Annotated in this window: 22 protein-coding genes; 4 read left to right on the forward strand and 18 right to left on the reverse strand. The window is 33.7% G+C overall.

The features are described from left to right. Window positions 1–70: 70 nt before the first annotated feature. Window positions 71–1,768, forward strand: a complete 1,698-nt coding sequence (locus ACZ446_RS10700; RefSeq protein WP_464392547.1) for a SulP family inorganic anion transporter — start codon at window positions 71–73, stop codon at window positions 1,766–1,768. A 76-nt stretch (window positions 1,769–1,844) separates the two neighbouring features. Here the strand turns inward: ACZ446_RS10700 and hydE are convergent, their stop codons facing one another. From hydE to ACZ446_RS10720, 4 genes are all read right to left on the reverse strand, one after another. Continuing rightward, window positions 1,845–2,885 (reverse strand): [FeFe] hydrogenase H-cluster radical SAM maturase HydE, encoded by a 1,041-nt coding sequence (hydE, locus tag ACZ446_RS10705; protein WP_464392548.1) that lies wholly within the window; start codon window positions 2,883–2,885, stop codon window positions 1,845–1,847. Next, window positions 2,886–4,157, reverse strand: a complete 1,272-nt coding sequence (gene hydF, locus ACZ446_RS10710) for a [FeFe] hydrogenase H-cluster maturation GTPase HydF (RefSeq protein ID WP_464392549.1) — start codon at window positions 4,155–4,157, stop codon at window positions 2,886–2,888. Between the two features lie 57 nt (window positions 4,158–4,214). Next, entirely contained in the window at window positions 4,215–5,663 is a 1,449-nt protein-coding gene (hydG, locus tag ACZ446_RS10715) for a [FeFe] hydrogenase H-cluster radical SAM maturase HydG (protein WP_464392550.1), read from the reverse strand. A 98-nt stretch (window positions 5,664–5,761) separates the two neighbouring features. After that, the gene (locus ACZ446_RS10720) at window positions 5,762–6,019 is read right to left on the reverse strand and encodes a TM1266 family iron-only hydrogenase system putative regulator (protein WP_464392551.1); all 258 of its coding nucleotides are present in this window, start codon (window positions 6,017–6,019) and stop codon (window positions 5,762–5,764) included. A gap of 445 nt (window positions 6,020–6,464) precedes the next feature. Between ACZ446_RS10720 and ACZ446_RS10725 the strand changes: the two genes are divergently transcribed. The 3 genes from ACZ446_RS10725 (at window position 6,465) to ACZ446_RS10735 (ending at window position 10,053) form a co-directional block, all read left to right on the forward strand. Beyond that, on the forward strand, window positions 6,465–7,424 hold the full coding sequence (locus ACZ446_RS10725) for a TAXI family TRAP transporter solute-binding subunit (RefSeq protein WP_464392552.1): 960 nt from the start codon (window positions 6,465–6,467) through the stop codon (window positions 7,422–7,424). Between the two features lie 189 nt (window positions 7,425–7,613). Beyond that, window positions 7,614–8,117, forward strand: coding sequence for a DUF1850 domain-containing protein (locus tag ACZ446_RS10730; protein ID WP_464392553.1), 504 nt, complete (start codon window positions 7,614–7,616; stop codon window positions 8,115–8,117). Window position 8,118: 1 nt separating this feature from the next. After that, on the forward strand, window positions 8,119–10,053 hold the full coding sequence (locus ACZ446_RS10735) for a TRAP transporter permease (RefSeq protein ID WP_464392554.1): 1,935 nt from the start codon (window positions 8,119–8,121) through the stop codon (window positions 10,051–10,053). A 68-nt stretch (window positions 10,054–10,121) separates the two neighbouring features. On the opposite strand, the gene ACZ446_RS10740 is transcribed toward ACZ446_RS10735, so the two are convergent. The 14 genes from ACZ446_RS10740 to ACZ446_RS10805 all read right to left on the reverse strand — a co-directional run bounded on the left by ACZ446_RS10740 (window position 10,122) and on the right by ACZ446_RS10805 (window position 24,065). After that, complete coding sequence (locus ACZ446_RS10740; protein WP_464392555.1) at window positions 10,122–10,589, reverse strand: hypothetical protein; 468 nt, start codon at window positions 10,587–10,589, stop codon at window positions 10,122–10,124. A 74-nt stretch (window positions 10,590–10,663) separates the two neighbouring features. Continuing rightward, window positions 10,664–11,437, reverse strand: coding sequence for a thermonuclease family protein (locus ACZ446_RS10745; RefSeq protein WP_464392556.1), 774 nt, complete (start codon window positions 11,435–11,437; stop codon window positions 10,664–10,666). A gap of 49 nt (window positions 11,438–11,486) precedes the next feature. Then, window positions 11,487–12,701, reverse strand: a complete 1,215-nt coding sequence (locus ACZ446_RS10750; protein ID WP_464392557.1) for a pyridoxal phosphate-dependent aminotransferase — start codon at window positions 12,699–12,701, stop codon at window positions 11,487–11,489. A gap of 85 nt (window positions 12,702–12,786) precedes the next feature. Further along, window positions 12,787–13,983: a M20 metallopeptidase family protein gene (locus ACZ446_RS10755; RefSeq protein ID WP_464392558.1), complete on the reverse strand. Its 1,197-nt coding sequence runs from the start codon at window positions 13,981–13,983 to the stop codon at window positions 12,787–12,789. Window positions 13,984–14,095: 112 nt separating this feature from the next. Next, the gene (locus ACZ446_RS10760) at window positions 14,096–14,992 is read right to left on the reverse strand and encodes a diguanylate cyclase (RefSeq protein WP_464392559.1); all 897 of its coding nucleotides are present in this window, start codon (window positions 14,990–14,992) and stop codon (window positions 14,096–14,098) included. A gap of 88 nt (window positions 14,993–15,080) precedes the next feature. Beyond that, a complete protein-coding gene (locus ACZ446_RS10765; protein WP_464392560.1) occupies window positions 15,081–16,763 on the reverse strand; it encodes a methyl-accepting chemotaxis protein in 1,683 nt (560 codons plus the stop codon). A gap of 42 nt (window positions 16,764–16,805) precedes the next feature. Continuing rightward, entirely contained in the window at window positions 16,806–17,240 is a 435-nt protein-coding gene (locus ACZ446_RS10770; protein WP_464392561.1) for an ATP-binding protein, read from the reverse strand. 33 nt (window positions 17,241–17,273) lie between these two features. Then, a complete protein-coding gene (locus tag ACZ446_RS10775) occupies window positions 17,274–17,621 on the reverse strand; it encodes an STAS domain-containing protein (RefSeq protein ID WP_464392562.1) in 348 nt (115 codons plus the stop codon). Between the two features lie 47 nt (window positions 17,622–17,668). Beyond that, window positions 17,669–19,018 carry a PP2C family protein-serine/threonine phosphatase gene (locus ACZ446_RS10780; protein ID WP_464392563.1) on the reverse strand — a complete coding sequence of 450 codons (1,350 nt, stop codon included), beginning with the start codon at window positions 19,016–19,018 and terminating at the stop codon, window positions 17,669–17,671. Between the two features lie 46 nt (window positions 19,019–19,064). Then, window positions 19,065–19,382, reverse strand: a complete 318-nt coding sequence (locus ACZ446_RS10785; RefSeq protein ID WP_464392564.1) for an STAS domain-containing protein — start codon at window positions 19,380–19,382, stop codon at window positions 19,065–19,067. A 24-nt stretch (window positions 19,383–19,406) separates the two neighbouring features. Further along, window positions 19,407–20,639 (reverse strand): HD-GYP domain-containing protein, encoded by a 1,233-nt coding sequence (locus tag ACZ446_RS10790; RefSeq protein WP_464392565.1) that lies wholly within the window; start codon window positions 20,637–20,639, stop codon window positions 19,407–19,409. Window positions 20,640–20,766: 127 nt separating this feature from the next. Beyond that, the gene (locus ACZ446_RS10795) at window positions 20,767–20,967 is read right to left on the reverse strand and encodes a ferritin family protein (RefSeq protein WP_464392566.1); all 201 of its coding nucleotides are present in this window, start codon (window positions 20,965–20,967) and stop codon (window positions 20,767–20,769) included. A gap of 20 nt (window positions 20,968–20,987) precedes the next feature. Next, on the reverse strand, window positions 20,988–22,529 hold the full coding sequence (locus ACZ446_RS10800; protein ID WP_464392567.1) for a complex I subunit 5 family protein: 1,542 nt from the start codon (window positions 22,527–22,529) through the stop codon (window positions 20,988–20,990). 3 nt (window positions 22,530–22,532) lie between these two features. Continuing rightward, window positions 22,533–24,065 carry a complex I subunit 5 family protein gene (locus ACZ446_RS10805; protein ID WP_464392568.1) on the reverse strand — a complete coding sequence of 511 codons (1,533 nt, stop codon included), beginning with the start codon at window positions 24,063–24,065 and terminating at the stop codon, window positions 22,533–22,535. Window positions 24,066–24,067: the final 2 nt, after the last annotated feature.

Below are 24,067 nucleotides of genomic sequence, written 5' to 3' on the forward strand. Positions count from 1 at the left end.
AAAGTTTGCTGCTGGCCTGTTAAACTATAAGCAAAGTAAAAACCAACAACAGAAATAGAGGTGTATCAGTTTGCAGAACCTTCAAAAACTATTCAAAAAATATAAAAGCGATATGCTGAGCGGTTTAACCACTGCTACTATTGCTCTTCCACAAAATATGGCCTATGCTTTAATTTTAGGCATTAACCCGATTTACGGTATTTATGCCTCTATTTTTTCAATGCTTACAGCTTCAATTTTTAATCTTTCTTCTTATATTATAGTTGGTCCCACAAATATGATGGCTGTAGCGCTTTACAGTAGTTTAAATAATTACCAGGGTGAAAGTTATCTTCAGGTTATTTTCTTGACAACTTTTTTAATTGGTTTATTTCAATTTTTGCTTGTTAGTTTTAATTTGAGTGAGCTTATTAAATATGTATCACATCCAGTTATTGTTGCACTTTCACATGGAGCAGCAGTTTTAATACTTTTTTCTCAAATCGAAAACTTTACCGGAGTCAGTGTAGGTGGTTCAAATGTAATTACAAAAAGCTGGCAGTTTATTTTAAATTTTTCTGAAATCAACTATACAAATTTGGCTGTTGGTTTAGTTACCCTGCTTTTGCTCTACACAATTCCTTATTTTAAAAAAGAGCTGCCTGAGTATCTTTTAACTGTTGTTCTGATGACAGTTTTAACAGCTGTTACTGGAATTAGTAATTCTATTCCTTTAGTTGGAGAAATCCCTCAAAAAATTATTGACTTTAATCTGATAAATTTTGACTGGCATTTAATTGGTCAGCTTTACACCAAGGCCTTTTCAATTGCTCTACTGGGTTTGATCCAAACCATGGCTGTCCTACAGGCAATATCTTTAAAAACTGATGAAGAACCTGATTTTAATAGAGAATTTAGAAGCCAGGGAATCAGTAATATGGTAATATCTTTTTTCAGTGCCTTTGCTATTTCAGCTTCTTTTTCAAATACTTTTGCCAATTTAAGTGCTGGAGCTAAACACAGAATTTCTCAATTCTTCTGTGCACTTTCGATTATCATTTTCATCCTCTTTTTTAGACCTCTTTTAGCCTATATTCCGGTTTCTGTTTTAGCAGGTTTAGTTATAGCAGCTGCTTTAGGAATTGCAGATTTCAAAGAAGTAATTAAAAATATGAAAACAACCAAGGGAGATGCCTTGATTTTTTGGTCTACCTTTACTGCTACAATAGTTCTGCCTAATCTTGATCAAGCAATCTATTTTGGAGTCCTAGTTTCTTTAGTTATTGTTTTACAAATTTCAAAAAAGGCAGATATAGAGATGTTGTATTATGATAAAAAAGATGATGATCAGGGTTACCACCTGCATCATGTTCACCATAAAAAAGCTGATGAACCTGATCTCTCACCCCAGCAGGCCAGAGTAGTTGATCTCAAAGGTGCTGTTCATTTCAGTGCTGCAGATGATTTAAAGGAGCAGCTGGAAGATTTTTTTGAACCAAATACAGATTTTATAATCAGGCTGAGAAATGTCAGAAGAATTGACATTACAATTATTGGTGTTTTAGAGGAATTTATTGATAAGGTTCAGGAAAGCGGTGGAGAAATAATGCTGACCGGTGTTAACGAGCGCTTACTCAAAATTTTCCGCAAAATTGGATTAACTGATAAGGTAGGGGAGGATAATATCTATCTGCCTGAAACCGAATATTTCGCAGCCACAAATAAAGCCCTTGATTTCAGTGAACATGAACACGAAAAAAAGGAAAAAGAATCTGATGAAAATAACTAAACTCCCAACTCAAACTTCAGTAATTTTAAAACTGAATTTAAAGTGGGAGTTTTTACTTAAAATTTAACTTTTCTTACTATCTTAAACTGTGACCCTGATCCTGGCTTACATACCGGCCAAGTGAAGATATAATACTGCCTATACACTGGCGGCAGTCTCCTGCTTCTTCATTCACACATATTTTATCAGGATAAATCTGATACTGTTCTCGATAACTGCTATCTGTTACATTAGGCATAACCACATTGGCTCCTGCCTGCAGAGCTTTTTGCCTTCCTTCAGCATCAATAGTTCCCAGAGCAGTAGTTGCCGGAATATGTGCTAAAGGCAGTAAAAGCCGGCTGAGAGCAGTAAATTTTAAAGTCATCTCAACTGTTCCTTTTTTACTGCCTTTTAATGGTGTCTGCTGATGCGGAATAAAGGGGCCTGAACCAATCATATCAAGCTCTAAATCCTGACAGAGCAGCAGATCTTCTGCCAGAATCTCTGGAGTCTGATCCGGCAGACCAATTATTACACCACTCCCAATTTGATAACCCAATATTTTTAAATATCTCAAACTTTCAAGTCTATTTTCAAAACTCATTTCTGGGTGATATTTTTGATAAAGTTTTTTATCCGCTATTTCATGTTTTAAAAGATAGCGATCTGCCCCGGCTTCCAGCCAAAGCTTGTAGGCATCAAAATCTCTTTCTCCCAAACTCAAAGTAACTGCCATAGCTGTAGTCTTTTTTATTTCTTTTATAATTTCAGCTATTTCGGGTGCAGAATAATCATCTTCGCCTGACTGCAGAACCACTGTCTGATAACCTAAATCCGCCGCCATTTGAGCAGTTTCAATAATTTCTTCTGCCTCTAACTGATAGCGCTTGAGCTGCTGGTTGTCTTTTCTCAATCCACAATAATAACAGTTTTGTTTGCAGTAACTGGAAAATTCTATAATAGCTCTTAAATGTACTTCATCACCACAAATTTCATCTCTTTTTCGATCAGCCTGCTGCAGCAAATAATCTAAATCATTTATATCTGCTGCTAAAATCTCTGTAATCTCATCTTTATTTAATTTAGCTTCTTTATATGCCTTATCAACAATTTTTTTTATTTTAAATTGATTCAACTAAACCACTCCTACAATTTCTTCTTGATCATGCTGCCAGAGTTCTAAAGCTTCTGGAAAAGGCTCTAACGCTCGGTCTAAAATCCCGTGCAGCCATGCAATACCTATTCCATAGTTAATCACTGGAACCCCTGCAGCTTCTGCTTCTTTTAATCTTGATAAAACTTCTTTGCGATTTAACATACAGCTGCCGCAGTGTAAAATTACTGTATAATCCTGAATATTAACTGGAAATTCTCTACCTGAAACATGATCAAACTCAATTTCAGGACTTATTTTGTTGTGCACCCAATTAGGGATTTTTACTGTTCCAATGTCATCCTGCTGCCGTTTGTGAGTACAAGCTTCAGCAACCAGCACCTTATCTCCAGCTTTTAATTTCTCCATTGCTTTTGCTCCCCTGACAAAAGTTTTTAAATCACCTTTGTAACGAGCAAATAAAACAGAAAAACCGGTCAACAGTATATCATCTGAAACTTCCTGCGAAACTGTTTCAAAAGCCTGAGAATCAGTAACGACAATTTTGGGCTTCTTTTTTAATTTATCTATTTCGGACCGCACTTTTGTTTTCTTAGTTACAAGAGCTGATGCTTCGTGGTCTAAAATATCTCTAATTGTCTGCACCTGAGGCAGTATTAACCTCCCCTTAGGAGCAGCACTATCAATTGGAGTCACCAAAACAACTGTATCATTTGGCTCAATTAAATCTCCCATAATGGTCTGGCGGCTGCAGTCGTCAGGCATCTTTTCTGCAATCATTTCTCTTATTAAATCTATATTAATTTCTTGATCTGCACTGGCCTTAATAAATTTCAGTTCAAATCTTTTTGAAAATTGATCAAGATCTTTTAAAACATTTTTCTGCTCAGATTCCTCTGCTTCCAAAAGCTCAATTTTATTCAGAACAACAATAAAGGGAATTTCTTTTTCTTTAAATTCTCTAATTAATTCAACTTCAAATTCACCTGCACCCTGAGCAGCAGAAATCACCAGCAGGGCCAGGTCAGTTTTTCGCATAATTTCTTTTGTTTTTTGAATCCGCATTTCTCCCAACTCACCCTGATCATCAATCCCTGCTGTATCGATCATCATTACAGGACCAATCGGCAAAAGCTCCATTGCTTTATACACTGGATCAGTAGTTGTTCCCGGCTGACTTGAAACAAGAGCTAACTTCTGATTTGTAAGCCTGTTTATTAAAGAAGATTTACCAACATTTCGCCTGCCAAAAACTGCAATATGCGGACGATCTCCCTTGGCTGTAGAATTCATCTTTTCACTTCCTTATTTATAATAGTTTCTTAACTTGAAATTAGTTACACTAAAAATCTAAAGGTACAAATCGTGCTCTCCCTCTGCAATTGCATCTAACTTATCAGCAATATTTGCTGCCAATTTAGGGTTATCTGCTTCCAATCTATCCATTAGATCTGACAGGCATTTTTTACCATGTTTGCGGCTTGTTTCAGTTCCATAATCCTGCAAATACTCTTTAAAAGTAAGCATTGCATTTGGCCTACAGAATTCCTGAATTTTACCTGGCTTAGCTAAATCCATAAAATCTTTTCCCGTCCTGCCCAGACGATAACAGGCAGTGCAAAAGCTTGGAATATAGCCGTCTTCAGCAATTCCACTAATAATTTCATCTATAGGTCGCAGATCATGCAGTGAAAATTGAGCCAGCTCTTCTTTATTTTTTTCTTTCTTCTCATAGCCACCTGGAGTTGTTCTGGAGCCAGCAGAAATTTGAGAGACTCCGTGTTCAAATAATTCATTTCTCATTTCTGTGCTTTCTCTGGTTGATAATATCATACCTGTATAAGGAACTGCTAGCCTTAAAACAGCAACTAATTTTCTAAAATCAGCATCTGAAACAGGATAGGGTACTTCATCTAAAGGAGTTCCTAAAGCAGGATTAAGTCTTGGTACCGAAACAGTATGTGGTCCCACACCCCATTTTTTATCTAAATACTCCGCATGAAGCAGCATTCCAATTACATCAAATTTGTAATCATAAAGTCCAAACAATGCTCCAATCCCTACATCATCAATTCCAGCTTCTTGAGCCCTGTCCATTACTGATAATCTCCATTCAAAATTACTTTTAGGACCTGAAGGATGTAATTTAGCATATTGTTTACGATTATATGTTTCCTGAAAACAGGTATAGGTTCCAATCTCAGATTCTTTAAGTTTTTTGAAATCTTCAGTGCTTAAAGGCGCAATTTCTGCATTAATTCTTCTAATTTCCCCTCCATTTTCTGTTTTTACATCATAAGCAGTTTTAATGCTTTCAACTACATAATCCAGATCAGTATTTGGTGCTTCACCTGTTAAAACAAGCAGCCTTTTATGACCCTCTTTTTCTAAAGCTTCAACCTCATTCCTAATTTCCTGCTGGGACAACTTTTTACGGTTAACCTGATGGTTATCTTTACGAAATCCACAGTAAAGACAATCATTGACACACTGATTGGCAAAATATAGAGGGGCAAAAATAACAAGCCTTTTGCCATAAATTTCTTCTTTTATCTTCCTTGCCGCTTTTAAAAATTTGTTAATCAGATCTTCGTCCTCAACCTGGAGTAGAGTTGCTGCTTCTACAGGAGTAATTCCATTAAGCTCCAGTGCCTTATCGATAATTCTCTGCACCTCTTCTTGATCTGTTGCTTCAGCCTCCGCTAAAATATCCTCTATTTTCTCATCAGTTATATAATCACAAACTTCAGTTCTGTAATTTTCTCCAAATTCCTCTTTGAAATAATTAATCTCGCTCATTTTTTTCCTCCTATTTTAGTGCACCTTCCGTTTACGGGACCATTTTTTCTATTTTTTTACTTATATTATACTAAGAGCATTATAAACAGCGATAATTTTTACTCAACTTCAACCGAAGTTAAAGCAGATTTTAAATTAACTCCAGGTAAACTTCCAAGCTGCCCGGTCATTGCTCCAATTTCATCCGGAGTTCCTTCAACTATTAATGAAATCATTGATAATCCATGTTCAGCAGAAGGAATTCCCATCCGACCAATAATACAGTCTGCATGTTTACTTAAAATTTTATTAATCTGATTACTTACTTTTTCTCTCTGTTCTACAACAACCGCAACTGAGCCAATTCTTTTTTTCATTTTTCCGCCTCCATAAATTTATTTTTAACCAGGGACAAAATGCCCATTTTTTCTCTGAGAATTAAATTTAGACATAAAAAGACCCCTCCCCTGATCCTCAGAAATATCCTTAAATTCAGGAAGTAATAAAATATCGTATCCTTTCAGACAGTTAACCCGGCTGATTAGATATTAACTTTTAATCTATTATAACTCATTTAGAGAGCTTGTTCAAGTTTTCACGTTAAAATTATTTTCTAAATTATTATAATATTAAGTATTGTACTTCATAATGCTTTTAATCTCACTACATAAGGTCTAACAAAGTCTGCTTCTAAAATTCTATTCTTGCTTTTTGACATCAAATGTTGTAAAATTGAATAGGAACACTTTATTCTAAAAATATTCGTAGTAAAGTGTTAAAGAATTAAATTAATTTATTACAAGAAGGGAGAAGATATAATTTATGTTAAAAAGTAAAAACACTCTATTCATTTTAAGTGCTGTTCTTGTTTTGAGTCTTTTAGTCAGTGGAATGGTTTCTGCACAGGGAACTACCTTCCTTTCAATTGCAACCGGAGGTACCTCAGGTACTTACTATCCAATAGGAGGAGCGATTGCTAAGGTTTTAAATGAAAATATAGATGGTATGAATGCTTCTGCTCAATCAACAGGTGCATCTGTTACTAACACCCGTCTGATTTATAATCAGGAAGTAGAACTTGCAATCCTGCAGAACGACATTGCTAGTTATGCTGTTAATGGTGAAAGACAGTTTGAAGGAAATCAAGTAAATAACATGTTAGGTATTGCTGCATTATACCCAGAAATAATCCAAATTGTTGTCCGAAGTGATGCAGGTATTGAAAGTATTCAGGATCTAAAAGGTAAAAGTGTAGCTGTTGGTGCTCCTGGAAGTGGTGTAGAGGCAAATGCAAGTCAGATTCTAAATTTCTTTGGCTTAACTTATGATGATATTGAAGAAGATTATTTATCATTTGGTGAAGCTGCCAGCAGACTTAAAGATAGACAAATAGACGCAGCTTTCCTTACAGCTGGTATTCCTACTGCTGCAGTTATGGATGTTGCTGCAACTCAGGATATTACCTTATTAAACTTCACTGATGAGGATATTGCTTCTTTAAATGAATCTTATCCTTATCTAACAGGAACTACTGTTCCAGCTGGAACCTACAATGGCCTAGACAATGATATTCAAACTGTAGCTTTACAGGCTATTTTAGTTGCTGATTCAGATTTAAGTGAAGATGTTGTTTATAATATTACTAAAGCAATTTTTGAAAATAGAGAAACTCTAATTGCTGCTCATGATAGAGCTAGAGATATTACTTTAGATGGTGCTGAATCAGGTATGACAGTTAAATTACATCCTGGTGCTCAAAAGTATTTCGATGAAGTTAAGTAAATTATTAAGACTATAGAAGTAACGTAACGTAAGATTATTAAGAATTAGAAATTAGATTTTAGATTAAGCTTAAAGTTTCATAAATCATTTGTAACTGATTTAATAAACTTTAAAAAATAATATCAAGCCTCTAAAATCTATTTGAAGGAGGATAACCGGGTATTGAAAAATACCCGGCTCTCATTTATTATGATAAAAAACAAAAACTTTAAATTTTTTTTGCTTATCTTATTTTTTTTAATTCTAACTTTTTTACTCTCTATTTTTAAAATTAATACTCTCCAGATTATTGATTACCGAGCAGGAAAAATCATCTGGGAAAAAAAACTGACAAATGGAGATAACTTTAGTATTAAATATTTACATTCTGTTGCTCAAACACCGGTTATTGAATTTTTTCAAATTAAAGACGGTGAAATATTTTTGACAGGAACAGAATATGAGTCTTACGGAGCAGGGCTTCCCACTTCAGCTGAGCAGGGAAATTATATAACAGAAGATGGCAAATTTATAATAGAAAATATAAATCAACAGCTGCCTGAAATAATGCTCAGAGTTAGTGATTATGCCCAACATGAATTTATTTTTGACAATAAAACAATTAAATTATATGAAAAAGTCAAAACTGAAACTCTGCTGCAGATTAAGACTACAAATTTTAGCTATTTAAGTTTTATCTTAAGGAGGTATTAAAATGGCTGAAAAAGAACACTTACAGGAAGATGAATTACTCAAAAAATATGATCCAACTACAGATTATCGGCATTATACAGGCTTAGCAGCAATCTTTGTTTCTGCAATTGCTGTAACTTTATCTTTGTTTCATCTTTATACTGCCGGTTTCGGAGTGCTTCTTGCGCTAAAACAAAGAGCAGTTCATCTTGGTTTTATTTTTACACTAATTTTTCTTTTATATCCAACTTTAAAACATAAAAAAGAAAATAAATTATTATTGACTTTTGATATGATTCTGGCTTTAGGCAGTATTGCTATTTCATCTTATATAATTTTTAACTATGAAGCATTAGTCCATCGAGCAGGAATGTATAACCAGCTTGATCAATTTATGGCTATTTTAGCAATCATTATAGTACTTGAAGGTACCCGCCGGGCTTTAGGACCAGAACTCCCTGTAATTTCAATTCTATTTTTGCTTTATGCTCATTATGGGCAGCAGATGCCTGGAATGTTAGCCCACCGCGGTTATTCCTGGTCTCGAATTGCAAGCCATATGTATTTTACAACTGAAGGTATTTTTGGAATTCCACTTGGAGTATCAGCAACTTACATTTTCTTATTTCTACTTCTGGGGGCTTTTGCTAAACGAACGGGACTTGGAGATTTATTTATCGACCTTGCTTTATCTCTAACTGGTAGAACAACTGGTGGACCAGCAAAAGCAGCTGTTGTTTCCAGTGGTTTAATGGGTTCAATTTCGGGAAGTTCAGTTGCCAATACTGTAACAACTGGATCTTTTACAATTCCACTTATGAAAAAAGTTGGTTACAATTCTCAATTTGCAGCTGCAGTTGAGGCTTCAGCTTCTACGGGGGGACAGATAATGCCTCCAATTATGGGAGCAGCAGCTTTTATCATGGCAGAATTTATTGGAGTTCCTTATGTGACAATCGCCAAAGCAGCTATCTTACCAGCAATTCTCTATTATATTACTGTAGGCTTAATGGTTCATTTTGAAGCTAAAAAGCAGGGTCTAGAAGGAATGAGTGATGATTTAATTCCTAAGTTCTTGACTGTCTTAAAAAGAAGAGGACACATGATAGCTCCTTTAATTATAATTTTCTACTACTTATTTAGAGGTTATACACCTTTAAGAGCAGCATTTTTAGGAATTATTGTTTCTTTTGCCTTAAGTTTTCTTAAGAAAGACACTCGAATGGGAATCCAGGATCTGCTTGATACTTTAAGAGAAGGTGCAATTTCTGCACTGGGAGTTGCTGCAGCTTGTGCTGCTGTAGGTTTTATAGTTGGAGTTACAACTTTAACCGGTCTGGGCCTTAAATTTACCAGTCTAACTGTAGCACTGTCTCAGGGGAACCTCTTTTTAGCTTTATTCTTTACTATGGTTGCCTGTACAATTTTAGGAACTGGACTACCTACAACCGCTACTTATATAGTTTTGGCTACAATGGCAGCTCCAGCTCTTACAGAACTTGGAGTTCCAATTTTAGCAGCTCATTTGTTTGTACTTTACTTTGGAGTGGTTGCGGACTTAACTCCACCAGCAGCTTTAGCAGCTTATGCAGGAGCCGGAATTGCGGGCTCAAATCCACTTAAAACAGGTTTAACAGCTGTCAAATTAGCTATTGCAGGTTTTGTGGTGCCTTTTGTTTTCGCCTATTCTCCCTCTCTGCTGTTAATTAATACTACAGCTGTTCAGGTAATATTAATTACAGGAAGTTCTATTATTGGAGTTTTCTCATTAGCTGCTGCTGTTTTAGGCTATTTAAACAGAAAAACAACTATTATCGAAAGAATCTTACTGCTGGGAAGTTCTTACGGTCTCTTAATTCCAGGCTGGCAGTCAGATATAGTTGGTGTTATACTGCTCGGAATTGCACTATATATGCAGTTTAAAAATAAAGATCTGCCAAAGAATGCTGTCGTTTAAAAGAATGTCAAAACCCTCTAGGCCTAAGGCTTAGAGGGTTTCTAATTTTATCATAATTTAATTAAAATTTAACGATTATTATCTACAATTATTTTTTTGCGAATAGAGTTTACAAAGCTTTCAAATTCCTGATAATATTTAGCAGTATTAAAGTCTACCGCTATTTCTGGATGCTCAGAAGAAGAAGTTATGATTTGGAAATAGCCTTTAAGTAGTGACATATCAAGCTCCATAGCACTTATTTTATCATAATAAATATGCTTCATCTTATAACCTAAATACCTATCACTGATCTCATTGAAGCCCTCTTCTGCATAAACTAAACTGTGAGTTGTTGCAGCCAAAAGCTTAGCCGAGGAAAAAATAGGTGAGGAATCAACCCGTTCATTTAAATGTTCCCTTTCCATAAAAATCAAATCGATTATCTCTTCATCTTCAGTAAAAATAGACTGTTTTTTCACAATTTCTTTAAAAATGTGATGTACATCAAAATCAGCTTCAGTGATATTTTTGATTTTTTCCGTTAGAGTTTTCATTTTTAGCTCCTCTCCTTTAAACTAAAAACTAAACTTTCCTACCTCTAACTTAATTCTATCATAAAAAGATAAGTTTATTCAATAATCAAAATATCATTTGGATTATTGATAATAATTTGAGGGCTTCCCTGGTAGAGTTCTATTTCACCTAAAACTTTAATTTTTTTATTTAAAATATAATCAGCAGGGTGATAGTCAAATTGATTTAAATTATGATTGAAAATAACTAAAGAAAGAGTATCCTGATAATCATCAGAAAAATTTAGGTAATTAATAGATTCTGTAGCTGCTGTATTGAAAATTTTTCCTTCAACAATTACCCTTTGACCTATAAATGAGCCTGCTTCTTGATAAGAAATCACCCGCAGATCTCGCTCAAGCTCCAGCACCTGTGACCAGATTCCTAACCTGGAAGTTCTAGCTTTTTTTACAGCCTGCTTGAATTCAGCCTCATAATAATCATTTGGCTCTACTATCATTAAAGAAGCATAACCATTTTCCAGAAGTTTTTGGTTAAAATTTTCTCCATCATGGATTAAATAAGCTAAAATTCGGCCATAATGATCCTCTTTTTCCCGATCATATTCTAAAAATACATTTTCACCAAGGAGATTTTCTGTTGTGAATTCTCTTGCTGCTTCAGCATAAAATTCAGATTCATTATTTTCCCAATCAATCTCTGGAGTATCTACACCCAGCAGGCGGATTGAATCTCCCGCTGCAGTTTTAACAGTATCACCATCTATAACCCGCTCGATATATACTGTTTCAGCCTGCTGTTGATTGCAGCCAGTGACTGTTAAAATAAATAAAACTGCAATTATTAATAAAATTAATGGCTTCTTCAAGGTTAAATCAATCCTTAATTTATATTTTATCTGCTAAAATTATCTTTAGTTACTGCTGGTAATTGCTTAAAAATTTCTCCAAACGACCGAGTGCAATCCTTAAATCTTCTTCTGAAGGTAAAAATACCATTCTAAAATGGTCAGGCTCTGGCCAGTTAAAACCACTACCCTGTACCAGAAGCACCTTTTCCTGGATCAGAAAATCCAAAATGAAACGCTCATCATTTGTAATATTAAATCTCTCAGTATCAACTTTTGGGAATAAATAGAGTCCAGCTTCTGGTTTGACACAGCTAATTCCGGGAATATCTGTTAAAAGCTTATAGGCCAAATCTCGCTGCTCCTTAAGTCTTCCACCTGGCAGTACCAGATCATCAATACTCTGATAACCGCCTAACGATGTCTGAATTGCATATTGTGAAGGAACATTACTGCAGAGACGCATTGAAGATAAAATTTTCAATCCCTCAATATAGCTTTCAGCATGATATTTTTGACCGCTGAGCATCATCCAGCCAGCTCTAAAACCAGGAACTCGGTGAGACTTAGATAATCCACTAAATGTAACAACTAAAACATCATCAGTTAAAGTTGCAATTGAAGTGTGCTCAGCTCCATTATATGTTATTTTCTCGTAAATCTCATCACTGTAAATAATTAGTTCGTTTTCCTTAGCAATCTCTATAATGCCTTCTAAAATTTCATTGGGATAATTAGCACCAGTTGGATTGTTAGGATTAATAATTACAATTGCCTTGGTCTTTTCGTTAACCTTAGCTCTAATATCATCCAGATCTGGATACCATTTAGACTGCTCGTCACAAATGTAGTGAACAGCTTTACCTCCAGCTAAATTTACCGAAGCTGTCCAAAGAGGATAATCAGGCATTGGTATTAAAACTTCATCTCCATTATTTAAAAGCCCCTGCATTGCCAGAGTAATTAACTCACTTACCCCATTTCCAATATAAATATCATCAATTTCTACGTCCATAATTCCTTTTTTCTGATAGTACTGCATTACTGCTTTTCGGGCCGGGAAAATCCCCTGGGAGTCACAATAGCCCTGAGAATTTTTTAAATTATACATTACATCATGAATAATTTCATCAGGTGCATTTAAACCAAAAGGGGCTGTATTTCCAAGATTCAACTTATAAATAGTATAGCCCTCTTCTTCCAACCTGGTAGCTTCTGCAAGTACAGGTCCTCGAATATCATAACAAACATTATCTAGTTTAGTTGATTTTTTTATGTAATCCATCTTTTTTTCCTCCAATTCTACTCAGTACTCAATGCTTATTAATAATATATTATACCAGAATTTAAGTAAAAGAACAAAATCCTCATCAACTATTAAAAAAATCAACTGCAGTTTGAGCCATCACAGCTATTCCATCTTTTAAGACCGAATCATTGAACTTAAAATCTGCCTGGTGATGATTTATGATCTCTCCTTCAGGAGCAATACCTAAAAAACAAAAAACTGCTGGTACCTCTTCTCCAAAATAGGAAAAATCTTCGCCCCCCATTTCAGCCTTTTCTCTTTCATGAACTCGATCTTCACCTAATACTTTGACTGCTGATTTAGCCAAAAGTTCTGTCATCTCAGAATCATTAATTACCGGTGGATAACCAAAAACATAATCAAGTTCATAATCTGCACCATAAATCTCACAGATATTTTTAACAACTTTTTCAATATCTGCAGCCAGCTGTTCTCTAATTTCTGGTTTTAAAGAGCGAACAGTTGCTTTTAATAAAGCAGTATCTGGAATAACATTATGAGTACTGCCTGATTCAAAATTGCAGACAGAAATCACGGCTGATTCGAGAGGGTCAACTCGACGGCTGATAATTTTTTGGAGGTTAGAAATAATTTCAGCTCCAATTGGAATTGGATCAATAGTATTATGAGGTCTTGCTGCATGGCCTCCACGGCCGATTATTTTTAGATCAAAATGGTCAGGTGAAGCCATAAAAGAACCACTCTTATATTCCACTACTCCTTCGGCAGTACTACCCCAGAGATGAAGTCCCAAAGCTGCATCGACCTTAGGATTTTCGAGTACTCCCTCTTTAATCATACCTGCAGCTCCACCTGATGTCTCTTCTCCAGGCTGAAAAAGAAATTTAAGGTTGCCTTTAAACTCCTGAGACAGCTCTTTTAAAACTAGAGCCGTACCAATCAAAATTGCAGTATGCCCGTCATGCCCACAGGCATGCATTACCCCTTCATTTTTAGAAATATAGTCAAGTTCATTCTTTTCAGACACAGGTAGAGCATCCATATCTGCTCTAATCAACAGAGTTTTACTATCTTCAGATTCAGAATTTTTAAAATCAGCAGTCACTCCTGTTCCAAAAATATTTTCTCTAACCTCAAATCCTAATTTTCGCATTTCAGCTGCCGCCAGAGCTGCTGTTTTCGTCTCCTGAAAGGAAAGTTCTGGATTCTGATGAATCTGATGTCTGATTTCAATAATTCTCGGCTCAATTTCTGCTGCTTTATTTAGTATTTTCTGACTTATATTTATATCATTCATTTATTAATTCTCCTCCAATCAGGTCCCGATTAAAGTATTCTTTAAGCAAGAATATCATTATCAAATTAAAACTGTCAAGTTTAAAAATTTCAAACAGCATCTAATATTTGATTTAATTGTTTTTATCATCATACATCATTTGATCAGCTCTTTTGAATAGTGTAGTAATATCTTCTTCAACTTCTGTTTTAACTGCATAACCAATAGATATTTCTAAATTTGCTGCTAGATTATTTTTCTTATTATAATTTTCTATATTTTTTTTGATTCTACTTTTAATTGCTTTTGCTGCTTCACACCCACTACCAGATAAAATAACTGCAAACTCATCTCCGCCGATTCTAGCAGCAATATCTTCAGCTCTAATCGAATTTTCCAAAATAGATGCTGCAGCCTTAATATAAGTGTCACCCAAGTCATGTCCATAGTTATCATTAATCTTTTTAAGATTGTCCAAATCAGAAATTAAAATTGTTATTGGCAGTTCTCTTGAACCTGCCAGCCTGCTCATCTCATTTTCAAAATATCTTCTATTATATAAGCCGGTCATCTCATCATGAAAAGAAAGATACTTCACTTCTTTTAACAAGTTTTTTAACTCATCATTTGTCTTTTTAAGTTTGTTTTGTGTTTCATTCAATTTCAAATGAGTATTTACCCTTGCTAAAACTACTTCTTTTTGAAATGGCTTTACAATATAATCAACCGCACCAACCTGAAAACCTTTTACAATATCACTACTTTTATCTAATCCACTGATAAAAATAATAGGAATAGAAGCAGTTTGCTCATTCTGTTTAAGTCTTCGACAAACTTTAAAACCATCTATTTCCGGCATCATAATATCAAGCAAAATTAAATCAGGTTTATTTACTTCAACGATCTCAAGCGCTTCTTCTCCACTTTCAGCTATAACAATATTATATAACTTATCCTTCAAAATATCACTCAACATTTTAATATTAAATCGGCTGTCATCAACTATTAAAATTGTCTTTTTGTTATTCATTTTAATCTACTCCCTGTAATACTATAAAAAATAACCGCCTGCTATTGTCAACAGACGGATTTATAATTTAAACTAATACTGCTAATTTTTATACCTTAAATTCTTCAATCAATGATTGCAAATGTTTTGCCATATTTTCCAATTCGTCTGCAGATGCAGAAATTTCTTCCACAGTTGCACTCTGTTCTTCTGCTAAAGCAGAAACCTCTTCAGCACTAGCTGCATTATTTTCAATAGCACTACCAACTGAATCTACCGAATGGTTGATTGTGTCAATTATCTGATCAAGATGATCTGCAAATTGATCTATTTCTTTGACTTTTTTATTTGTCTTTTCAGATGCATCAACCATTTTATCTAGAGACTTTCCTGCCTGATTAATTATCTGAATCTGTTTATTTACTTCTTCAATATTAGTGTCCATTGAATTGATTGTAGCAGTTGTTTCTGACTGAATATCTTCGATTAAAGAATTAATCTTTGTAGTAACATCAGATGATTCTTCAGCAAGTTCCCTAACCTCTTCAGCAACAACTGAAAAACCGCGTCCTTTTTCTCCGGCTCGAGCAGCTTCAATTGCAGCATTTAAAGCCAAAAGATTTGTCTGGGAAGAAATCCCTTCAATCATAACAACCATTTCACCGATTTCCTTAGATCTTTTACCTAGCTTTTCAATTGCTTCGGTTGCAAAATTCACAGTTTCACTAACTACGTCTAACTGACTTATTGCCTGCTGAATAGCTTTCTGACCTTTTTCTGCAGAATCCGCTGATTCATCAGCTAGTTTAAGACTTTCACTTGTATTGTTTTTAAGGGTGTCTCCCTCATTATCAAGTTGAGAGGCAACATTTTTCACTTTCGAAATTTCTACTCCAATATTTTCACTGCCCTCTGCAACCTCTGTTATACTGCGGGCAATATCTTCAGAACCCTGACCTGTATGTTCAGATACTGCATTTAGATCTTTAACAGATGTTACAACAGCACCTGAATTATCTTCAATACTTTTAACAACGTTTCTTAGAGTTTCTATCATATTATTAAAAGCACTGACCAAAGTTCCTATCTCATCTGTTTTCTTTGTTTCAACAGTATTTCTTAAGTCACCATCAGCTGCCTTATCTGCAAGATCAACCAGTTTATTAATTGGTCCCACAGTTGTTTTAGTCAGCAGCCAGGCAATAAAAGCAGATAACAGCAGGGTAATAATGGCAGCGGAATAGAATACTGTATCTGAAAAAGCCATCATTTCATCTTTTTCAATTATCATCTCTTCAATTTCTGCTTCAGTTAAGGCTATCATCTCTCCTAAATTTTCTCTAACCAGATTTAGATCAGGCTTAATATCCTGGTTAAAAACTCTTTCGGCAGCTTCTTCCTCTCCTGAAGTAAATAATGATACTACTTCTTGACCATGTCTATGTAAATGAGTATGAGGCTCCTCCATTTCCTCATAAGGCTCCCTAAAATAATCTTCTGGAGTTATATTATAATACCACTGACCTAAATTACACTCTGTATGGTCTCCAAGTGCTGGTGCTTCTCCACCAATCATCATATCATAAAGACTGATCATCCATAAGTGGTGATCGATCTCTAGATTAGCCAGCTGAAGCTGAAAATCCTGCATTTCCATTATCTCTTCTTCCATTTCAATTACTCGGTGTGTATAGTAATATTCCACATAACTTGCTGCAGCAAATAGTATTATTATCAACAAAAAAGACAGAACGAATTTGGCAAACATTGACCCCTTAATTTTTTTTAACACTATATTCCCCCCAAAATTTAAATATCTTAGTTTATAATTCAATTAAAGTTCAAAAACAGCAGTAATTTTATTACCGGAACTATTGAAAATTATTTGATCTGAAACAGCTTTAATCATCGTTAAACCTCTACCTTTTTCTTCCATCAAAGGGATTTTACTTAGGTTACGCTCTTTCCAATTAAAGCCGGTGCCAGGATCTTTGACTGTAAAAAAAATCTTTTTAGCTTTAACTTTTAAACTAATTAATATCCGGAGCTTATCTGTATCGTCAGATCCAGAAGATATTGAAGCAGCACCGTGTTCTACTGCATTTGCAAGCATCTCTCTCGCTGCTAGCTCTAAATTCAGTTTTAATTCAAAATTAAAATCTAAAAACTCACATTCTTTATTAATTTTTTTGATCACAGCTGATACTTCTTCAGCAGTGCAGCCAATTTGATAATGACTTTCGAATTTCAAATTGTCTAAGTCATCCATAACTCAAACACCTCAATTTATTGTAGTAAATACTTACAATTTTTCTACTGCCGCTTCTAAAGTCTCATAAACAGGTATGATTTCTCCCATTTTTGTTACTTCAAAAACTCTTTTTATCTTTTCGTTTGGCTCTGCTACCGCTAATGAACCTTCTCTTTCCCTCATGAATTTAAATAATGATAATAATACACCAACTCCCGAGCTGTCGAGATAATCCACTCGTGAAAGATCAAGAATTAAACTGTCAACTTCAGTTTTCTGAGCAAGTCTATTTTTTGATTCCTCTTTTAGTACATTTGAGTTCTCAAAAATTATCTCCCCATCGAATTTTAAAATAGCCTGATTATTTTCTACAATCAAATCTAATGATTTTTCTAGCAATTAAAACCCCCCCTTTTTTTAAATTAAAATGATTCATTACAGATATTCTATTTTTTATCATAATTTTTATAAAGCATTAAATAAAGATAATTTTTTGAATGATTTAAACTATAATAAATTTTTTCTGAATAAAGTTTGTAGTTTTGACGGCTAAAATGATCAAAGGCAATATTATCTTCTTTGACTGAAACAAATTTAGAATTATTTTTTAAAATCTGCTCCAAATCTTTATAATCCATTTCTTTTTTCAAACTAAAGATAATTGAGTTTTCTTGGTCGGATATTTTTAAGTCAAACTTTGAATTATTAGCCTCAATAAAACTATTTATTATAGATTTTATTTCATTAAGCAAACTATTATTTAGATTTCTTCTTTGCTTTAAATACTCATCAAGCTTTGTTTTGTTTTGAGAAAAGTTGTTCTTTTCAAAATCAAAGTCAAAAACCTCAGTCTCAGCTCTTTCGATAAATAGAAAGGTGATATCATCCTCAGCTTTTCTATTACCAGTAAAGTTATAGAAATCTCTACAGATTAGATCCTTTAAAAATGGAGAAGGCAGTTGTTTGTTTTTTACCAGCAACTTTTTTAACTGTTCAAAATAAGGCTTTTCTCCATCAGATTGCTCAAACAGGCCATCTGTAGATAAAAACAAAGTTGAATTTTTGTTAAAGTCCATAATTTTTTCTGGACGCGATTCTGGTAATGCACCGAGAGCTGAAGATATTGGTAAACCTCCAATATTTATTTCTTCAAAATTATTTTTTCTGTCAAATTTAAAAATTGGAAATTGGAATCCACCACTGCTGTAACTTAATGTTTCTTTTTTAACATCTAATACAGCCATAAATAAACAAACGAGATAATCATCAGGAAAACTTTCCTTCTGGTAGTTCTGATCTATATAACTGACCAATTCTGCTGTCGACAATTTTTCCCCTGGATTATGACGAAGCTTAAAATAATTTTCTATACTCTCATTTATAAAAATTGATAGAAGTGTACTGTCAATACCATGACCTGAAACATCGAAAAAATAAATTAAATACTGTTCAAAAAAAGGATCGAGTGACTCATGATCAATTTTAAAAATATTATAATAGTCTCCACCAATATATTCAGCTGGTTGATAATAATCACTTATAAGATATTGATTTGGTTCAGCTAATTTGTCAGGTAACATTCTTTGATGAATTTTCCGTGCATTTTTTAGCTTTCCTTTAATACTTGCTTTTAACTCTTCAATTATCTTTTTCTGTTCTTTTAACTTTTGATTTTTAAGCTCTTCTTTAATTTTAAACTCTTTCAATAATTTTTTATAGTATGAATGTTTATAAACAAAAAAAGCTGTGATTAACAAAAAAAGAAAAGCAAATGAAAATATAATTTCTTCAGTCATAAAGTCCATCCTTTAAAAATATTATATAAATCAAAACCTAATAAAATTAAATTTCTTCTTTAATTTCTATTAGTTTATGAAAATGTATCATTTCAAACATATCTTTAATATAATCATTTTCAATGTTTGTAATAATTAGTCCCCCATCTCTTTCTCTTAATCGTTTGTGAAAGAGCAATAGCTTACCTAAAGCAGAGCTATCAATTTCGGTTATTTCAGAAAAATCAACAACAACTTTCTTATAACTTTTTTCAAAAAGATTTTCTAATATCTCTTTTAATTTTTTTGAATTAGAAAAATCAATATTTCCAACAGGTCTTAATATTACTTCTCTCTCATTAATTTCTGTTATTTTTTTCTCCATCTTATCCTCCACTAAATAAATAATTTAAATAGATTTTTTTAAAATCTTTATTACCTCTGAATCTAATTTAAATTCATTTTCCATGTCTTCAATAATCTCTATAGATTTAGAAATAGAAAAAGCAGGTCTATAAGGCCTATCTTCTGTTAAGGCTTGAAAAATATCACTAACTGCCATAATTCTACTTCCTAAATTTAGATTTTCTGCTTTAATTCGAAAAGGATAACCAGTGCCATCTAACCTCTCATGATGATAAGCAGCCCATTCAGGAATACTTCCTAAACCTTTTATTTTACTCAATAATCTGTAAGTATAGAAACTGTGCTGTTTAATTATTTTAAATTCTAAATCATTAAGCTTTGATTTTTTTTCAATTATCTCATTTGGAATAACAAGTTTGCCCAAATCATGAAAAAGCCCGGCAATCCTTATAGCACTTTGCTCTTCGCTTCCATACCCCATCTCATTAGTTATCATTGCTGCAATTGTAGCTACTCCGGTGCTGTGTCTTGAAGTAAAAGGACTAACTCTATCAATCAAATGAGCTGCGGTGCTGGCTATAGCCCCTAAATCTGATAAATTAATATTTGAATTTGTTTTTTTGCCCCAGCTACCTAAAATACTCTTATATTCTTTTGTCTTTAAATTCAACCAAAATGATTCACTTTTTGCAAGATCGCTAAAAATATTTACTAATTTAGGTTCAAACCAGACAGCTGACTTATTATAAATATTATCTAAAATATTATCGACTTGATTTAAAATAAAAGTATTTGGATCAATTGAAGCTTCTATTCTATCAGAAAGATGAATGATGCGACTGGCAAGAGGTATTTTAACTCCTTTTACATTATCAAAATTATCTCCTGCCCACTTATGATGATGATAGTATATTATATCTGCTAACTCAGGAAAAAAACTCAGCTTGCTGCTGAGTTCAGCTCCTCTTTTACAGTGATACTGTATTAAATCAAGCTCTACATCAAAAAAGTTTTGAGCTTTTTCTTTAATTTTTTGATCATTAATCCCTAAATCATGAATTAAAGCTGCCAGTACTATTTTATTAATTTCCGATTCTTCTAAGCCAACTGCTTCAGCAATTTCAAGCGAAATATAAGCGACTTTACGCGAGTGATCTAAGATATCTAAATGGCCCATATCCAAAGCACTTGAAAGAGTAATAAATAGATCACTTAACCTCAGTTTAGAATCAGGTAATTTACCCAAGCTTTTTTTATTTAAATTGTTTTCTAGCAAAATATCAGTCCCCAATATAATTACAAATAGTAATAATTATTACTATTTGTAATTATAGCTAATTTTTATGTTTTTTTCAAATAATAAAAACTAATAAACTTAATTTAGAATATACAGCAATTAAAACTTATTGATCATTTAAATGATCTTTTAACGCTTCATAGCGAGATCGCAAAAGTTTTTCATGTCCTTTTTCATCTTTAATTAGTTGTTCAAATAAAGCTTTAGCTTTTTTGTCATCAGTCTGTTCTTTTAAAAATTCATACTTTTTTTGAGCAGCAATTTCATCATCAATTGCCTCTAATAATCCATTTAATACTATGTCCATAATATCAACTCCTATAAATTTTAGAAATATGCATAAATCTGCTGCCAGAGTAAAAGCACAGTCATAAAAATTGGAATCCAGAGCAGCTGCATGGTAAAGTCCTGATAAACAAAATCATGTAATTTTTTCGAAGCATTAAATATTGCGTTATAAAAAAATGTTTCAAAAATCTTTTCTGTATCAAATTTAACACTTTTACGGCTTAAACCATAAACAAAATTTAAAAAAACCTGTAGATAATTTTCTAAAGATAAATTACCTCTTGCCTCAATCTTAAAGCCGTTATTATTAACAAATAGATAAGCAGCCAGGGCCAGATAAATCGCACTATCTCTCAAACCACTGAGCAGATGAAAATCTTTATCTGCCAGGCCGGCTAAAACATTAGCCGGCATTTCAGGCCAGAATCCGACAGCTAGAATTCCAATCATTCCAGTAATTAATGCCAGAATATCTGCAGTGTAAATCTGATAGTGATTAAATCCATGTTTTAAATCACTGAAAAAATTACTATAATCCTGATCCTTGATAAAAATCCAATAAAGGACTCGAGCAGCATATAAAAAGCTTAAAAGACCCAGCAAAAAGAAAACTACAGCAGCTAAAATACCAGGGGTTTGGGCAGATTTTATTAAATATTTACTATTATACCCAGCTGTAAAAACTAAAGCACCCAGTGAAGCATAACTAATAATTGTAGCCAGGGCTGTAATCGGTCTTCTAACCAGAGCGTCTTTAAAATCATAAATAATTCTAGTCCCAAACTCTTTCTGCCAGATACCACTGCTGATAAATAAAGTTGTTTTTGCAAATCCATGCGCAATAATATGTAAGACTGCTCCATAAAAAGCATATTTGCCACCAGTACCAATAGCCAGTGCTATAAAGCCTAGCTGACTGACTGTTGAATAAGCAAGCATAATTTTCAGATCAGCAGATCGCAGTGCCTGCCAGCCGGCATAAACTATCATTGCCAGCCCAACTAAAAATAGAAAAGTATTTCCAGTTTCCATTGGTATTATTTTTAGCAAAAATATGTAGCCAAGTTTAACAACCCAGCCGGATAAAATAGCGCTTACCGGAGCTGGAGCCTCTGAATGAATTGGGGGCAGCCAGAAATGAAATAAAAATAGACCACTTTTCATTCCAATACCCAAAATTAGAATAAACTGCAGCGGAACAGAATCAATTACACCAATTTGAGAATAACCAAAAGCATTAGCAGCCAGCGCTCCAAAGAGCAAAAGACTGCTGCCGCTAAACTGAATCACAAAATATTGACGAACAAGTTTCCAGTCACTCCAGGCAAGCATAAAGGTTGTTGTTAAGGTTACCAGTTCCCAGGCAAAGAGAAAGAAAAACCAGTCTGTAGTTAAAATTGCAATTAAAGCACTAAATAGATAAAGTACTGTCAAACTGTAATACCAAAACTTATTTTCTTTAATATAATTCCAGGCCGCTAAAGCTGTCATCAGAGTCAAAATAACTCCTACTTCAGCCAGCAGGGGAAAATAACTATCAAATTGAAAACTTGCAAGAAACTGCTGCCAGATAACAGCCATAGTTTAGCCTCCTAATACAAATTCTATATATCGTTCAACATTCATAATACTATTAATTGACATTTTTAAGGGTAAATCAAAAAATCTAAAACCCAGCCCAAAACCAATAATTATAGCTGTGTAGGCATAAGTAATAAAACTGACAATTTTTTCTCTGTATAAAACCGAAAGTAAGGGACGGCTAAATACTTCTTCTTTTAAATCATCTTCTGTTAACTTTACCTCTTCAAAACCTTTAGCTATATATCGTAAATAATAAATAACAGCCGTTAGACTACCAAAGATCACTATAAAAGCACCAAAATAACTGCGCGCTTCCAGAAAAGCCATTAAAACATACCATTTGCTTGCAAAACCCAAAAGTGGAGGCATACCAATCATACTTAATAATAAAGCAATAAAGGCAATAAAAACTGACTTATTCCTAAGGCCTACCCCTTTAAAATCTCGATAGGCATGTGACCTTGTATACTGGAGCAGATAACCACAGGCTACAAATAAACCTGCTTTCATAAACATGTGGCTTATAATGTGAAGAATTCCACCATAAAATCCGGCTTCGGTGTTTAATAAAATAACCGCCGTAATCATTCCAATATGGCCAATACTTGAATAACCCAAAAGACGTTTAATGTTATTTGACTGCAGGGCAAACACATGGCCTAAAAAAGATGAAAATAAAGCTAAATCAATTAAAAGTATATTTAAATTTAGAGAAACAATTGTATCAAAGCCAATAACTGTCCAGAAAAGCCTGATAAAAATATATAAATAAACTTTAGAGAGAATACCTGATAAAACAGCTGTAACTGGTGATGGTGCGGTGTCATAACTTTTAGGCAGCCAAAATAAAAATGGAAAAATGCCCATTTTAATCAAAATAGAAGTTAAAAAGATAGCAGAAATAAAGAGCTGGATTCCACTTTCTAAGTCAGCAAAATTGGCTGCTACAGCGGCCATATTTAAAGTTCCTAAATTGAAGTAAACCATTAATACTCCCAGGAAAAATAATAAACCAGCTAAAACATTGTAAATTAAATATTTAATTGCAGCAGCACTGGCTTCTTCACTTCTTTTAAAACCAATTAAGGCACCTGAGGTAATGGTCAGCATTTCAATAAAGACATAAATATTAAATAAATCAGCAGTTAATAATGCTCCCATCGAAGCAGCTGCAATAAGAAAGTAAAGTACATAGTATTTACCTTCGTGGTGGCCAATATAACCTATAGAATAAACAACTACCAGGAAAAGGCTAACAGCAGTTATCACAACAAACAATAAACTTAAGCCATCCATAGCCAGTGAAATTCCCAAAGGTGGTCTCCATCCCCCAAGAAAATACTGCAGGAAGAAATCTCCTCTGCTAAAGCTATCTAAATTACTAATTATGATATTTATAATTAAATATGATTCCAGTAAAATTCCAAGCAGTACGAAAAAACGCCTTAATTTTGCATTAATTAAATCTATTAATGGTATTAAAAAGGCCGTACCCAGAGGAACTAAAATCAAAAATAAAATTTTAATATCCATCA

This window comes from Halanaerobium sehlinense, from assembly GCF_055379485.1.

Bases quoted from the DNA above. Each gene is read 5' to 3' on its own strand.
- hydF (WP_464392549.1), bottom strand. From the start codon at position 4,157: ATGAATTCTACAGCCAAGGGAGATCGTCCGCATATTGCAGTTTTTGGC.
- hydG (WP_464392550.1), bottom strand. From the start codon at position 5,663: ATGAGCGAGATTAATTATTTCAAAGAGGAATTTGGAGAAAATTACAGA.
- ACZ446_RS10720 (WP_464392551.1), bottom strand. From the start codon at position 6,019: ATGAAAAAAAGAATTGGCTCAGTTGCGGTTGTTGTAGAACAGAGAGAA.
- ACZ446_RS10725 (WP_464392552.1), top strand. From the start codon at position 6,465: ATGTTAAAAAGTAAAAACACTCTATTCATTTTAAGTGCTGTTCTTGTT.
- ACZ446_RS10730 (WP_464392553.1), top strand. From the start codon at position 7,614: ATGATAAAAAACAAAAACTTTAAATTTTTTTTGCTTATCTTATTTTTT.
- ACZ446_RS10735 (WP_464392554.1), top strand. From the start codon at position 8,119: ATGGCTGAAAAAGAACACTTACAGGAAGATGAATTACTCAAAAAATAT.
- ACZ446_RS10740 (WP_464392555.1), bottom strand. From the start codon at position 10,589: ATGAAAACTCTAACGGAAAAAATCAAAAATATCACTGAAGCTGATTTT.
- ACZ446_RS10750 (WP_464392557.1), bottom strand. From the start codon at position 12,701: ATGGATTACATAAAAAAATCAACTAAACTAGATAATGTTTGTTATGAT.
- ACZ446_RS10755 (WP_464392558.1), bottom strand. From the start codon at position 13,983: ATGAATGATATAAATATAAGTCAGAAAATACTAAATAAAGCAGCAGAA.
- ACZ446_RS10760 (WP_464392559.1), bottom strand. From the start codon at position 14,992: ATGAATAACAAAAAGACAATTTTAATAGTTGATGACAGCCGATTTAAT.
- ACZ446_RS10770 (WP_464392561.1), bottom strand. From the start codon at position 17,240: ATGGATGACTTAGACAATTTGAAATTCGAAAGTCATTATCAAATTGGC.
- ACZ446_RS10780 (WP_464392563.1), bottom strand. From the start codon at position 19,018: ATGACTGAAGAAATTATATTTTCATTTGCTTTTCTTTTTTTGTTAATC.
- ACZ446_RS10785 (WP_464392564.1), bottom strand. From the start codon at position 19,382: ATGGAGAAAAAAATAACAGAAATTAATGAGAGAGAAGTAATATTAAGA.
- ACZ446_RS10795 (WP_464392566.1), bottom strand. From the start codon at position 20,967: ATGGACATAGTATTAAATGGATTATTAGAGGCAATTGATGATGAAATT.
- ACZ446_RS10800 (WP_464392567.1), bottom strand. From the start codon at position 22,529: ATGGCTGTTATCTGGCAGCAGTTTCTTGCAAGTTTTCAATTTGATAGT.
- ACZ446_RS10805 (WP_464392568.1), bottom strand. From the start codon at position 24,065: ATGGATATTAAAATTTTATTTTTGATTTTAGTTCCTCTGGGTACGGCC.